Consider the following 13,329-nt stretch of genomic DNA (forward strand, 5'->3'; position numbering starts at 1 on the left):
GCTCCGTCCGCGAAGGGGGCCATGCGTGGTCACGATGGCTGATGTCGCCCGGACGGCCGGGGTGTCCGTCGCGACCGTCTCGCACGTGCTCAACGGCACGCGCGCGGTTCGACCGGAGACGAGCCAGGCCGTGTCGGCGGCCATCGAGCAGTGCGGCTACATCCACAACACGCTGGCCCGCTCACTGGCCACCGCACGGACCCACTCGATCGGGGTAGCGATCTCGGCGATCAGCAACCCCTACTTCACCGAGATCCTGCACGGCATCGAGACCGAGGCGGTGCAGCACGGCTACACCCTGCTCGTCGCGGACCCCCGCGACGAGCCCGAACACGAGTTCACCGTGGTCTCCGACCTGCACCAACGTCGGGTGGACGGGGTGATCCTCGCACCGTCCGCCGAGCCCGGGCGCACCGTCGACTATCTGGCGAACAACGACGTGCCGACCGTCCTGGCCGACCGGGTACTCAGCAGCGCGTACGACCAGGTCAGCGCCGAGAACACCGAACCGACCGCCGCACTGGTCGATCACCTCGCCGCGCTGGGGCACGAGCGCATCGGCTTCATCGCGGGAATCCTCGGCCTGAGCACCACCACCGAACGGCTGGCAGGCTACCGCGAGGGGCTTCGCCGCAACCGGCTGCCGGTTGATCCGGACCTGTATCGAGAAGGCGCCTCCGCCTCCGAAACAGCACGACACGTCACCGACGAACTGCTGGGACTGGACGATCCGCCGACCGCGATCATCGCGGCGAACAACGCCATGACCATCGGGGCGATGCAAGCCTTGCGGAATCGGGGCCTGGTGGTGCCCGACGACGTGGCACTGGTCGCCTTCGACGATTTCCCGTGGGCCGACCTGTTCGCACCGAGACTGACCGTGATCGCACAACCCAGTCGCGAGATCGGTGCCGAAGCCGTCCGATTGCTGCTGGCCCGGCTCGACGATCCGGACCGAGGTCCCGTCGAACGTCGGCTGGGTTCCCGTTTCGTGCATCGCGACTCGTGCGGTTGCCGCACCGGAACGCCTTCGTCACCGAGGTGCGGGGCCAATCGCACCGGAGAGGAGTCCGCATGATCGTCGTCGGAGGCGAGGCGCTCATCGACCTGGTTGCCGACGGTTCCGCCGCCGTCCCGGCACTCTCGCCGCTCAGGCCGAGTCCGGGGGGCGGACCGTACAACGTCGCCATCGCGTTGGCCCGCCTACGAGCACCGGTCTCGATGCTCTCCCGCATCTCCACCGATGACTTCGGCGCAGCGCTGCACGAAATCCTCCACGAGTCCGGAGTGGACACGTCTCTCGTACAACGGGGGGACGAACTCAGCTCGCTGGCCGTCGCGATTCCTGATTCCGACGGTTCGGCGAAGTACAGCTTCCACGTGCGAGGGTCCGCCGATCGACTCGTCACCGATCCCGGCCCGCTCCCCGAGTCGACACGTGCGGTCTCGCTGGGAACTCTCTCGCTCGTCCTCGAACCCGGTGCCACCGTCTACGAATCAGTGCTGCGCCGGGAAAACGGACGCGGAGTACTCGTCGCACTCGATCCGAACGTGCGGGCCGAGCTGATCGACGACCCGGACGCATACCGGCGGCGCTTCGCGGCCTGGCTTCCGTACGTGGGGTTGCTCAAACTCTCCGCCGAGGACGCCTGCTGGCTCGACGAGGGCGACGATCCACTGCGGGCAGCCCAAAAGTGGGCTCGGATGGGACCATCCGCGGTGGTGCTCACCCGAGGCGGGGACGGACTGGTCGTCTTCACCCGCGCAGGCGAGCGGATCGAGGTCCCGAGCGTGTCCTCCACTCTCGTGGACACCATCGGAGCGGGCGACACCGTGCAGGCGGCGCTGCTCGACTGGTTGCACCGAAACGACGCGCTGAGCATCACCGGTGTCGCGGGTCTCACCCCCGAACTGTGGCGGTCGGCCTTGGATTACGCGGCGACCGCTGCCGCCCTGACGTGCGCCCGCCCGGGTGCCGACCCACCCACCGCGGACGAGCTCCGCGCAGCAGGCGAGCAGCCTGCCCGTGCCGCAGCGCGGTAATCACGGACTCTGCCGTGCGAACAGCGGCTCCGGCCAGCGACGCCGGTCAGCGCTCACCGGCCACTACGGATTCGTCGAACGCGGGCCGAGGCCACCGTTAGGGTTGACCTCACATGAGGCATGGACCGACCCCGACACTTACGGCTGCGAAGCCGCAGCGGGACGGGTGAGTGGCAGCCTGTCGATCCAGTCGAGGGGCGTTCATCGCGAACTGCGGCTGCGCGAGACAAACTCGGCGGACACGACGACCAGTGCCGCCGTTCCACATAGGGTCGTTGAACAGCCGATTCGAGAAGAGAATACTCTCGGTCGATACTACGCATTGTTCGTCGACGGCGGCCTCGAAGAGGGCGTCAAGTCCCGGCCTGTTTTGAGACAATGTTCTGGCCAACTCCTACGAGCGCGACGAACTAACCTGTACTGACGTTCGGGGTGTCCGGCCCAGCCCACCAAGACGGGGACCAGACTTCCCTCTCGGCAGCCTGTAACACATGCAGCACTCCGGCGTCAGCGAGTCTGATTCTGCCGAGAACGCCCACGAGACCTCGGTGGGCCGTGTCTGAGCGTTGCGAAGTTCCACGGCCGCGTACCACCCGGCGCAGGCATCGTCCTTCGGTTTCTACGCACCCCGGTCGATGGTGTCTCCTGCCGGGTTCTGGTGCGACACCTCCCCTTTCCTTGTTCCTGGCCTTTTACGTGCTTCGTCGCTGATGCGAATGGCGGAGTCTCCCAAGTCGGAGGTGTACGGATGGGTGTTCCGTGGAACGACGTGCGAGGGCGCCACGGCGCCCTTGCCGCGGTAGCACTGGGTATCTTTTGTATCCAGCTCGATTCTTTTGCCCTCAACCTGGCTTTGCCCACCATGAGCCGCGACCTGGGAGCGGCCGATGGCCATTTGCAGTGGGTGATCAGCGCTTACCTGCTGTCGGTGGGCACCTTTATGCTCGGCGCCGGTCGATTGGGTGATCTATACGGTCGTCGCCGCCTTCTGAGAGTAGGTGTGGCGGCGTTCGGGGGCGGCTCGCTGTTGTGTGCGGTGGCCCCAACGCTCGCGTGGCTCGTGGCGGCCCGGGTGCTTCAAGGTGCCGGGGGCGCGTTGATCATGCCCGTCGGTCTGGCCCTGTTGACGAATGTCTACCCCCCGGAGCGCCGGGGTCGCGCGACAGGATTGGCGATCGGGCTAGGTGGCCTCGCAACGGCATGCGGGCCGTTCATCGGCGGCGCTCTCACCGACATCGGCTCCTGGCGGACTATCTTCTGGATCAATGTACCTGTCGCTCTGGCAGCGGTCTGGAGTCTGGGCGAGACCGAGGAATCGCGTGACAAGAGCAATTCCAGGCACCTCGACGTCCGGGGACTGGCGCTCGCGACTCTCGCGCTGGCATTCGTCGCCACCTATGTCGATCGCGCTCCTGTTTGGGGTTGGCTCGCCGCATCGTCCATCAATCTCCTACTCGGCGTGACCATCCTCGGTGTGGCTTTCGTCCGCTGGGAACGGCGCACAGCATCTCCGCTCGTGAATCTGGTGCTGTTCGCGAATCGCCCGTTCGTCATCCTGACCTTCTCGGGGGCGGTAGCGAACACGGCTACTGTTGTTTTCCTTTTCGTCGTACCGCTCTCGCTGCAGGGGTTGTGGGGGCTGACGCCCCGTCGTTGCCGGCCTCGCCTTCCTCGCACCATCGGTGCTTATGGCAGCGGCCGGCCCTGTCGCGGGTCGAGTGCACCCCGAGCACTCAATCGCCGTGATGGCGGTGTCGCTTCTCGTGTCCGCCGCAGCGCTGTTGACGGCCGCACATACGGTCATGCTGGCCGTCTACGTTGTCGCCATCGGTGCTTGCGGGACGGCGCTGGGGATCGCGAACGCGCTCACGTTGGTCGCCACACAGGGAATGGTCAACCCGAGGCGAGCCGGGGAGGCCTCTGGCGTGACAAAGACGGTCATCACGGTAGCGGCAGGGCTCGGAGTAGTCCTCGCGGCGCCAGCCGCCGACCCAAAAGCACCTGCGTCGACCGACGCTGTTGTCCTTACTTCCATTGCTCTCGGCGCCCTCGTGACCGTCGTGATCCTCGGCGGCATACTCGCAGCAGCTCGTCGCTCCTCTCGCACGGTGAGGTTCGACATCAACTGTGGCGGCAACCGCGGCACCCACGACGGCTAAGCTGTGGGACCTGCACTCCCCGGCCAGCGACGCCGGTCAGCGGCTCACAACGGCGGCAGCGTCTGTTCGACCTCCAGGAGCGGCTCGAAGGGGTCCCCTACCGTCCGCAATCGGCCGGGAACGCTCCGGATGTTCCAGCCGTCCGGCTGGAGGTCTGGATCGTCGAGCTCGTCCCAGTCCAGCGGCACCGACACGGGTGCACCGGGACGCGGGCGGACGCCGTAGGGCACGACCAGTGTCTTGTTGATGGCGTTCTGGGTGTAGTCCAGCCTGGCCCGACCGCTGCGCTCTGCCTTCGACCACGACCAGCTCACCAGCTCGGGCACGGTGTTTCCGATAGCTCGGGAGACCCCCTCGACCCAGGCCCGCGTCTCGGAGAAGGCGTAGCGGGGTTCGATCGGCACCCAGATCTGAATGCCGCGCTGCCCGGACACCTTGGGCCTGCCTTCGATTCCCAGGTGGTCGAGTGCGGTCCGGTGGAGCCGCGCGAGGACGAGTACGTCGTCGAACGACGTGTTGGTTCCCGGATCGATGTCGAAGAGTGCCCAGGTGGGGTGTTGGGGAGCGGCGACCCGGGACGTCCACGGATGCAGTTCGAGCGCCCCGTAGTTGGCGAGCCAGACCAGAGACGCGGTGCTGTCGGGAACCAGGTACCACTGGGTTTCGTCCGCCGCCGCCTGCTCGTACCGCCACCGGTTCAGCCAGTCCGGAGCGTGACCGGGTACCTCCTTCTGCCAGAATCCGGCCTTGTCCACACCGTTCGGGAAGCGGTGCGTGTTGACGGGTCGATCGGCGAGGTAGCGCAACACCACGGGAGCGACCGAAGCGTAGTAAGCGATGAGCTCGCGCTTGGTAACCGGTTCCTCGTCACCGCCGACCGGGAACAGGACCTTGTCGAGGTTGGTCAGCTTGAGGTCGTGGCCGGCGACGCGCCAGGTACCCCCGTCCCCCAGCTCATCGAGAGCCGCCAGCTCGTCACGGCTGACACCGGTCCCAGGACGAACCTTTCCGTCGGTCTCGGTCTTGGCGGTGGGCCCGCGTTCGTCGGCGCGCCGTCCTCGCTCGCGAACGGACGACGGCCCGGAAGTGCCCTTCCTCGACGACCCGCCTTTCCCGGACGATCCGACCTCCCGCGACGACTCGCCCTCTCCCAACGACGTGCCCTCCCCTGACGATCCGGCGCCCGGGAGGGACACTTCCGCATCGCCGGCAGGACGATCACTCCGCCACACGGCGTCCGGAGCCGCGGCCACCTCCTCGTTGGTCCGCCCACTCTTCACCGAACGAGGGTGGTCCTCCGGGTCCCACCCCGGTCGAGCTTGGTCATCCCGCTTGTGGAGCAGCAGCCACTGTTCCTTGCCCGAAGCATCTCGCCGGGGACGGGTCAGGACGAACCGCCCGGCGAGCTTCTCGCCGTTCAAGTCGAAGTGCAGGTTGCCTGCCTCGATGGCAGCGGTCGGGTCGTCCTCACCCGCTTGCCACGTTCCCCGGTCCCACACGATCACGTCACCACCGCCGTACTCCCCGGACGGGATCACTCCCTCGAAGTCGACGTATTCGACCGGATGATCCTCGACGTGGACGGCGATGCGACGAACCGAGGCATCGAGCGTCGGTCCTTTCGGCACCGCCCAGCTCATCAGAACGCCGTCCCACTCCAGGCGCAGGTCGTAGTGGCGGCTCCGGGCGCGATGGCGCTGCACGACGAACCGGTTGCGGGTAGCTGTCCCGTTGTCCTCGCCGACCGGTTCCGGAGTGCGGTCGAAGTCCCGCTTCGCCTGGTACGCGGTCAGCCGGGCCGACCGCGTCGCCGCGTCATCACTCATCCCCTCCGCTTACCCAGGCACGCGGTGTCCGAAAGCAGGTCAGACGTCGTAGTCGACCGTGACGTTCTCCGAGACCGGCAACGACTGGCAGGTCAGCACGAATCCTTCGTCGATCTCGGACTGCTCGAGGGCGAAGTTGCGCCGCATGGCCACTTCCCCATCGGTGACCTTCGCTCGGCAGGTCCCGCACACGCCGCCCTTGCACGCGAACGGCAGGTCCGGTCGGGACTTCTGGGCCGCGTCGAGCACCGGCACGTCACGAGGGAGCCGCAACTCGGTGGTGCGCCCGTCGAGGACTACCGAGACATCACTGGTTTCGCCGGTCGGGGCGGTCTCCTCCCGGCGGACCGGATCCGGGGGAATCTCGTCGACATAGAACAGCTCCTGGTGCACCCGCTCCGGGGCGACACCGAGCTCGGTGAGCACAGCCCGCGCATCGGTGACCATCCCGTACGGACCGCACAACCACCAGTGCTCATCACCTTCGACCGGGACGAGCGCGTCCACCAGCGCACGCAGCTTGCCCGCGTCGAGCCGCCCGGACACGAGGTCCGATTCACGCGGCTCGCGGGAGAGCACGTGCACCAGTTCGAATCGTGCCGGGTACGCGTCCTTGAGGTCGGCGAGCTCATCGGCGAACATGACCGTGTCGCTGCGGCGGTTCCCGTAGACGAGGGTCACCTGCGAATCGGTGTCCTGCAACAGGGACGCCGCGATCGACAGCGTCGGCGTGATGCCCGATCCCGCCGCGACGAGCACGTGGTGTGCCGAGCGTTCGAGATCCGGGGTGAACGAGCCGACCGGTGGCTGGACGTCGATCTCGTCCCCTACCCGGATCTCGTTGACCAGCCAATCGGAGAAGTACCCACCGGGTACCAGACGCACGCCGATGCGGGGGCGCGAACCCCGCGCCGCGCAGATCGAGTAGGAACGCCGGTGCTCGCCTTCGGCTCCGGACCGGCGCAGCGTCAACGACTGGCCGGGCCGGAAGTCGAACTCCCCCGTGAATTCCTCGGGAACGTCCAGACTGATCGCGACCGCGTCATCGCACAAGCGGTCCACGGAACCGACCCGCACCTTGTGGAACGCCGCGCGCCGGTTCGTGGCACGCTTCGGCGTGCTCGAACCGTCCACTGCGGACTTCGTCGTGATGCTCTCGGTGGTCACGGTCAGATCTCCTTGATGTGCTCGAAAGGCTCGGCGCAGGCCGCGCAGCGGCGCAAGGCCTTGCACGCGGTCGCGCTGAAGCGGGAGAGCTCCTCGGTCTCGGCCGAACCGCAATTCGGGCATGTGATCGTCCGGCGGGGTGGCGCCAGGGTCAGCGGAACCGGACCGGATGGGTTCACCGGCGCGTCGCCGGGTGGTGCGATGCCGTGCTCGGCGAGCTTGCGGCGCCCCTCCGCGGTGATCCAATCGGTCGTCCACGGCGGACTCAGCGCGGTGCGCACGTCGACTTCCGGGTAACCGGCCTCGGTCAGCTTGCTATGCACGTCGGTGCGCATCTCGACCATGGCCGGGCAACCCGAGTAGGTGGGGGTGAGGGTGACGACGATCGTGCCGTCATCGGCCACGTCGACGTCGCGCAGCACACCCAGGTCGGCCAATGTGAGCATGGGCAGTTCCGGGTCGGTCACGGTCTCGGCGACCTTCCGCGCCCGCAACCGCACGGTCGAGCGAGGCGGGCTCATCATCACCACGTCGCCTCCGGGTGGGCTCGTGCCAGCTCCTGCATCTCGGCCAGCAAGGTCTCCAGGTGTTCGGTGTGCACACCGTCGCGGCCGGGGTGTGCTTCCACGCTCCGCCTGCTCTCCGGCCTGCGGAGACGAGAAGCGACGAAGACCTGGTCCAGGACCTCGTCGACTTCGGCGCGGACGTCTGCGGGGTCCACTCCGATACCGGCTTCGGCCATCCGCCGCTCGGCCGGGTGGGTGGCGAACAGTTCCTCGTAGTGCTGCCAGACCGAGTCGATCCCGGTCCGCGTCCGCTCGTGGGAGAGCTCGGTGCCGTCGCCGAGTCGCACGACCCACTGTGCGGCGTAGTCGCGGTGGTAGGTGAGTTCCTTGACGCCCTTGGCCGCGATCGCGGCGAGCACCGGGTCCCGGGATTCGATCAGTCGGCCGAACAGCGCCAGTCGCCAGCTCGACAGCACCAGCATCCTGGCGACCGTCTCGGCGAAGTCACCGTGCGGCGGTTCCGTCAGCTGAACGTTGCGGAACTGCCGCGCGTCGCGGAAATAGGCGAGTTCGTCCTCGCCACGTCCCGATCCGTCCGCCTGCCCGGCTCGGGACAGCAGCAGGCGTGCCTGACCGAGCAGGTCGAGCGCGATGTTGGCCAGCGCCACCTCGTCTTCCAGCTCCGGTGCGTGGGTGACCCACTCGGTCAGTCGTTGCGAGGCGACCAGCGCATCATCGGCCAACATCAGGCAGTAGTCGGCGAGGGACTCGCCGCCCACTCCGTCCGGGACTCGGGTGTCCACACCGGACAACGGGTCGTCGAACCCGGTCCCGAAGGCCCACCGTCCCTCACCGCCCGCGTCAGCGGCGGCCAGGGCCTCGTAAGCATTGTCGAACGACACGGCTCACCTCACATGTGCGGAACGTCGTCGGGAATGGTGTAGAAGGTGGGATGCCGGTAGACCTTGTCCGCGTTGGGTGCGAAGAACGAGTCCTTCTCGTCGGGGCTCGATGCGGTGATCGCGGCGGCGCGCACCACCCAGATGCTGACGCCCTCGTTCCGGCGCGTGTAGAGGTTGCGGGCGTTGTGCAGCGCCATCTCCTCGTCCGGTGCGTGCAACGAGCCCACGTGCACGTGGTTCAGGCCTCGCTTGCCACGCACGAAGACCTCGAACAACGGCCAGGACGAGCGGGGGCTGCTCTGGTTCGGCTCGCTCATACCGCTACCACCTTCCGCGCGGCTTGCTTCGCGGCGTGCGCCGCGGCCGCCTCGCGAACCCACGCACCCCCTTCGTGCGCTGTCCTGCGGCGTTCGACGCGCTCGGCGTTGCACGCGCCGTCACCGCCGATGACCCGTTTGAGCTCGGACCAGTCCGGCTCGCCGAAGTCGTAGTGCTCGCGCTCGTCGTTCCACCGCAGTTCCGGATCCGGCAACGTGACGCCCAGCTCCTCGGCCTGCGGAACCGTCATGTCGACGAACTTCTGGCGGAGTTCGTCGTTGGTGTGCCGCTTGATCTTCCACGCCATCGACTGCTGGGTGTTCGGAGAATCTCCGTCCGGCGGCCCGAACATCATCAGCGAGGGCCACCACCACCGGTCCACCGCGTCCTGCACCATGTCACGTTGAGCGGCGGTGCCACCCATCATGGTCATCAGCAGTTCGTAGCCTTGGCGCTGGTGGAAGGACTCCTCCTTGCAGATCCGGACCATCGCCCGCGCGTACGGGCCGTACGAACTCCGGCACAGTGGTACCTGGTTGCAGATGGCCGCCCCATCGACGAGCCAGCCGATCACTCCGATGTCGGCGAAGTTCAACGTCGGGTAGTTGAAGATCGACGAGTACTTCTGCCTGCCGCTGATCAGTTTGGTGGTGAGGTCCTCGCGGTCGACGCCGAGCGTCTCGGTCGCCGAGTACAGGTACAGCCCGTGCCCGGCCTCGTCCTGGACCTTGGCGAGCAGGATCGCCTTGCGGCGCAGCGATGGTGCCCGCGTGATCCAGTTTCCCTCCGGCTGCATCCCGATGATCTCCGAATGCGCGTGCTGCGCGATCTGGCGAACCAGCGTCCTGCGATACCCCTCGGGCATCCAGTCCCGCGGCTCGATGCGCTGATCGCGCTTGACCGTCGCGTCGAAGTGCCCCTCCAGCTCGGCCTCGTCGAGCGATCCCGGCTCACGGGAGACGGTTCCACCGGTCATCGCTGACCACCTCCATCCACTACCGACCATTCGGTCAGTAATTAGTTTCTCTCAGGTCACGCGCGGACGCAACCCTCCGCCGGGTCGCCGCGGCCGCTCCGGAGCCGCGACGACCCCGATCACCTCAGCTCGCGGCGACCTCGCGCTTGGCGACCAAGGTCAACACGTCGTACTTGGCCACGGATGCGCCGTCCTGGTTCGTCACGTCCGCGTCCCAACGGACCTCGCCGTAGTCACCACCCTGCCGCGGTGTGATCTGCTTGGCCGTCAAGGTCACGGTGATCTCGTCACCGGGATAGGTCGGCGTGACGAACCGCAGGTTCTCCAACCCGTAGTTCGCCAGTACGGGGCCGGGCTCCGGGGAGACGAACAACCCGGCCGCGAACGAGACCACGAGGTAGCCGTGCGCCACCCGTCCGCCGAAGAAGGGGTTCGCTCGGGCCGCTTCCTCGTCCGTGTGGGCGTAGAATGTATCGCCGGTGAACTCGGCGAAATGCTCCACGTCCTCCAGCGTCACCTGGCGTGCGGCGGACACGACGGTGTCACCGAGACGCAGGTCCTCCAGGTGCTTGCGGAACGGGTGCACGTCGGTGGTCGTGCGAGCGCTGCCGGGAACCCACTGCCCGCTCACGGCCGTCAGGGTCTGCGGATCGCCCTGAACCGCCGTGCGCTGCATGTGGTGCAGCACCCCTCGAATGCCGCCCATCTCCTCGCCACCGCCTGCACGCCCCGGACCGCCGTGGACCAGCTGGGGCAACGGCGAGCCATGTCCCGTGGACTCCTTGGCGTCGTGCCGGTTGAGCACCAGCAGGCGTCCGTGCCTGGACGCCGCATCCAGCACGACTTCGCGGGCGAACTCGACGTCCGCGGTCACCACCGAACCCACCAGGCTTCCGCGACCACGATGCGCGAGCTCGACGGCCTGCGCCGCGCCGTCGTACGGCAGGATCGTGCTCACCGGGCCGAACGCCTCGACCTCGTGCGGCTGCGGCTGCTCGGGATCGTCACAACGCACCAGCATGGGCGACAGGAACGCGCCCCGTTCCGCGTCCGCACCGACGGGTTCCACCTCGTCCGGGTCGCCGTAGACCAGACGCCCCACTTCCAGCAGGGCCTTCAACGACCGCCGGACCTCTTCGCGCTGCTCCAAACTGGCCAACGCACCCATCCGCACGCCCTCCGCGTCCGGGGCGCCGATCACGATCTTCGACAATCGGTCGGTGGCAGCCTCCACCACGTCATCCACGAGATGCGCGGGAACCAGCGCACGACGAATCGCCGTGCACTTCTGCCCCGCCTTCACCGTCATCTCCGTGACGAGCTGCTTGACGAACAAGGCGAACTCTTCGGTGTCCGGACCCGCGTCCGGGCCGAGGATCGAGCAGTTCAACGAATCCGCCTCGGCGTTGAACCGCACCGACTCGCCGACGACCACCGGATGAGTACGCAGATGTCGTGCGGTGGCCGCCGACCCGGTGAAGGACACCAGGTCCTGATCGGTCAGGTGGTCCAGCAGGTCACCCGCGCTACCGCACAACAGCTGCACGGACCCCTCGGGCAGCAATCCCGACTCCACCATCAGCTCGACCAGGCGGTGGGTCAGGTATGCGGTCTGGCCGGCCGGTTTGATCAGGCTCGGTACGCCTGCCAAGAAGGCGGGCGCCAGTTTCTCCAGTGGCCCCCACACCGGGAAGTTGAACGCGTTGATCTGTACCGCCACCCCACGAAGCGGTGTGCAGATGTGTTGGCCGAGGAACGTGCCTCCCTTGCCCAGTGGCTCGACCGGCCCGTCGACGTAGACGGTGTCGTTGGGCAGTTCACGCCGACCTTTGCTGGAGTAGCCGAACAGCACCCCGATACCACCGTCGATGTCGAACTGGGAATCCCCGGACGTCGCACCTGTGCGGGCCGACAGCTCGTAAAGCTCTTCGCGGTGCTCGCGCAGGTAGGAGGCGAGCGACTTGAGCAGCGCCGCGCGCTGGTGGAAGGTCAACCGCCGCAACTCCGGGCCACCGGTGTTCCGACCATGTGCCAGGGCAGCGGCCATATCGATGCCCGTCGACGAGATCCGTGCGACCTCCGCACCGGTCACGGCGTCGCACAGCGGCGTTCCTTCGTCGGACGGTGCCTGCCAACGTCCGCTGACATAACTACGCAGAGCACTCATGGCCTGGATACCTCCTCGCCGGTCAACTTCGCTGACCGAGTGGTGGACGAATGCATGCGAGCGGCACGAACACGTCCGCTCGTCCGGTGGTCGATCAACTGGAACAATCCGGCTGCCGTTCGGCGCGGACGCCCCGGCAGCGACTCGCGGTGGCCGGCGGACGCGCCGACCCGAGCTGCACCTCGCCTTTCGATCAGTCGTTCCACTCGTGGAATCCGTAACCGCTCTTGCGACCGAGGTCGCCACGCGCGACCTTGTCCCGCAACAACTGCGGTGGCGCGAACCGCTCGCCCAGAGTGCTCCGTAGGTATTCGGCGACGGCCAGCCGCACATCGAGGCCGACCAGATCGGTCAAGCGCAGCGGCCCCATGGGGTGCCGGTAGCCGAGTTCCATGGCGGTGTCGATGGATCCGGCGTCGGCCACCCCCTCCTCCAGCATCCTGATCGCCTCGAGCCCGAGCGCGACCCCCAACCGGCTGGTGGCGAATCCCGGTGAGTCCTTGACCACCACGTCGGTCTTGCCGAGTTCACGCGCCCAGTTGCGGGCGGCTTCGACGGTGCCTTCTTCCGTTTCCGGAGTGACCACTACTTCGACGAGCTTCGAAGCGGGGACGGGGTTGAAGAAGTGCATGCCGAGGAAGCGCTCCGGGTGTTCGAGAACAGCTCCCAACTCGGCGATGGAGAGCGAACTCGTATTGCTCGCGACCACCGCCGTCGCCGACACTGCCCGTTCGACCGAGGCCAACATCCGGACCTTCAGTTCGGGCTGCTCGGGCACGGCCTCGACGACGAGCTCGGCACCCGCGGGCAGTTGTTCCGGCCCGGTGAGCGTGCGCAGACGCTCCAGCACCGCATCGGGTCCGGTGTCGAGTTTCCCGCGCTTGGCAGCGCCTTCCAACCCTTCACGCACCCGTGCGCGGGCCGCTCGTGCGGCGGACTCGTCGCTCTCCACGACGAACACCTCGGCACCCAGCATGATGAACGCCTGGGCTATCCCGGCCCCCATGCGCCCGCCGCCGACAACTCCGACCAGCTGCACCGTTCCACTCACCGCGACCCCTCGAGCCGTCGTTTCCCGTAGTCGTTCACGCTTGCTCCACCAGCATCGATACTCCCTGGCCGACGCCAACGCACAAGGTGGACGGGGCGGGTTCCGGCCAGGGCTTCCCCGCAGCGACCTCGCGAGGCGCGCACCCCATCGACCACGAACACGTCGGGCATGTCTGACGGTCTCCTCTCATTCGGACCCAGGGGCCGGGCGGGGC

General features: G+C 67.4%; 11 protein-coding genes and 1 pseudogene. 4 read left to right on the forward strand and 8 right to left on the reverse strand.

Features of this window, described 5'->3' with window-relative positions:
* Positions 1-34 precede the first annotated feature (34 nt).
* The 4 genes and pseudogenes from ACYVAN_RS03380 to ACYVAN_RS03395 all read left to right on the forward strand — a co-directional run bounded on the left by ACYVAN_RS03380 (position 35) and on the right by ACYVAN_RS03395 (position 4,202).
* Positions 35-1,078: a LacI family DNA-binding transcriptional regulator gene (locus tag ACYVAN_RS03380; protein WP_460955726.1), complete on the forward strand. Its 1,044-nt coding sequence runs from the start codon at positions 35-37 to the stop codon at positions 1,076-1,078.
* A complete protein-coding gene (locus ACYVAN_RS03385; RefSeq protein WP_460955506.1) occupies positions 1,075-2,043 on the forward strand; it encodes a carbohydrate kinase family protein in 969 nt (322 codons plus the stop codon). Before ACYVAN_RS03380 ends, ACYVAN_RS03385 begins: the two co-directional genes overlap by 4 nt.
* A 748-nt stretch (positions 2,044-2,791) precedes the next feature.
* Positions 2,792-3,649, forward strand: a pseudogene (locus tag ACYVAN_RS03390) (MFS transporter); the annotation flags it as partial.
* A 139-nt stretch (positions 3,650-3,788) separates the two neighbouring features.
* On the forward strand, positions 3,789-4,202 hold the full coding sequence (locus tag ACYVAN_RS03395) for a hypothetical protein (protein ID WP_460955508.1): 414 nt from the start codon (positions 3,789-3,791) through the stop codon (positions 4,200-4,202).
* A 44-nt stretch (positions 4,203-4,246) separates the two neighbouring features.
* On the opposite strand, the gene ligD is transcribed toward ACYVAN_RS03395, so the two are convergent.
* The 8 genes from ligD to ACYVAN_RS03435 all read right to left on the reverse strand — a co-directional run bounded on the left by ligD (position 4,247) and on the right by ACYVAN_RS03435 (position 13,115).
* On the reverse strand, positions 4,247-6,028 hold the full coding sequence (gene ligD, locus ACYVAN_RS03400; protein WP_460955510.1) for a non-homologous end-joining DNA ligase: 1,782 nt from the start codon (positions 6,026-6,028) through the stop codon (positions 4,247-4,249).
* A 39-nt stretch (positions 6,029-6,067) separates the two neighbouring features.
* A complete protein-coding gene (gene paaE, locus ACYVAN_RS03405; RefSeq protein ID WP_460955513.1) occupies positions 6,068-7,195 on the reverse strand; it encodes a 1,2-phenylacetyl-CoA epoxidase subunit PaaE in 1,128 nt (375 codons plus the stop codon).
* Positions 7,196-7,197: 2 nt separating this feature from the next.
* A complete protein-coding gene (paaD, locus tag ACYVAN_RS03410; RefSeq protein ID WP_460955515.1) occupies positions 7,198-7,719 on the reverse strand; it encodes a 1,2-phenylacetyl-CoA epoxidase subunit PaaD in 522 nt (173 codons plus the stop codon).
* Positions 7,719-8,603, reverse strand: coding sequence for a 1,2-phenylacetyl-CoA epoxidase subunit PaaC (gene paaC / locus ACYVAN_RS03415; protein ID WP_460955517.1), 885 nt, complete (start codon positions 8,601-8,603; stop codon positions 7,719-7,721). Before paaC ends, paaD begins: the two co-directional genes overlap by 1 nt.
* An 8-nt stretch (positions 8,604-8,611) precedes the next feature.
* Positions 8,612-8,920, reverse strand: coding sequence for a 1,2-phenylacetyl-CoA epoxidase subunit PaaB (gene paaB / locus ACYVAN_RS03420; RefSeq protein ID WP_460955519.1), 309 nt, complete (start codon positions 8,918-8,920; stop codon positions 8,612-8,614).
* A complete protein-coding gene (gene paaA, locus ACYVAN_RS03425) occupies positions 8,917-9,897 on the reverse strand; it encodes a 1,2-phenylacetyl-CoA epoxidase subunit PaaA (protein ID WP_460955521.1) in 981 nt (326 codons plus the stop codon). The genes paaB and paaA overlap by 4 nt, the downstream gene beginning before the upstream one ends.
* Positions 9,898-10,021: 124 nt before the next feature.
* Positions 10,022-12,064 (reverse strand): phenylacetic acid degradation bifunctional protein PaaZ, encoded by a 2,043-nt coding sequence (paaZ, locus tag ACYVAN_RS03430; RefSeq protein WP_460955523.1) that lies wholly within the window; start codon positions 12,062-12,064, stop codon positions 10,022-10,024.
* Between the two features lie 193 nt (positions 12,065-12,257).
* Positions 12,258-13,115, reverse strand: a complete 858-nt coding sequence (locus ACYVAN_RS03435) for a 3-hydroxyacyl-CoA dehydrogenase family protein (protein ID WP_460955525.1) — start codon at positions 13,113-13,115, stop codon at positions 12,258-12,260.
* Between the last annotated feature and the right edge of the window lie 214 nt (positions 13,116-13,329).

Source organism: Parasphingorhabdus pacifica (assembly GCF_054779195.1).

What these genes read in the sequence shown, in the direction of transcription:
- ACYVAN_RS03380 (WP_460955726.1), top strand. Translation starts at nt 35, where the DNA reads ATGGCTGATGTCGCCCGGACGGCCGGGGTGTCCGTCGCGACCGTCTCG.
- ACYVAN_RS03385 (WP_460955506.1), top strand. Translation starts at nt 1,075, where the DNA reads ATGATCGTCGTCGGAGGCGAGGCGCTCATCGACCTGGTTGCCGACGGT.
- ACYVAN_RS03395 (WP_460955508.1), top strand. Translation starts at nt 3,789, where the DNA reads ATGGCGGTGTCGCTTCTCGTGTCCGCCGCAGCGCTGTTGACGGCCGCA.
- ligD (WP_460955510.1), bottom strand. Translation starts at nt 6,028, where the DNA reads ATGAGTGATGACGCGGCGACGCGGTCGGCCCGGCTGACCGCGTACCAG.
- paaD (WP_460955515.1), bottom strand. Translation starts at nt 7,719, where the DNA reads ATGATGAGCCCGCCTCGCTCGACCGTGCGGTTGCGGGCGCGGAAGGTC.
- paaB (WP_460955519.1), bottom strand. Translation starts at nt 8,920, where the DNA reads ATGAGCGAGCCGAACCAGAGCAGCCCCCGCTCGTCCTGGCCGTTGTTC.
- paaA (WP_460955521.1), bottom strand. Translation starts at nt 9,897, where the DNA reads ATGACCGGTGGAACCGTCTCCCGTGAGCCGGGATCGCTCGACGAGGCC.
- paaZ (WP_460955523.1), bottom strand. Translation starts at nt 12,064, where the DNA reads ATGAGTGCTCTGCGTAGTTATGTCAGCGGACGTTGGCAGGCACCGTCC.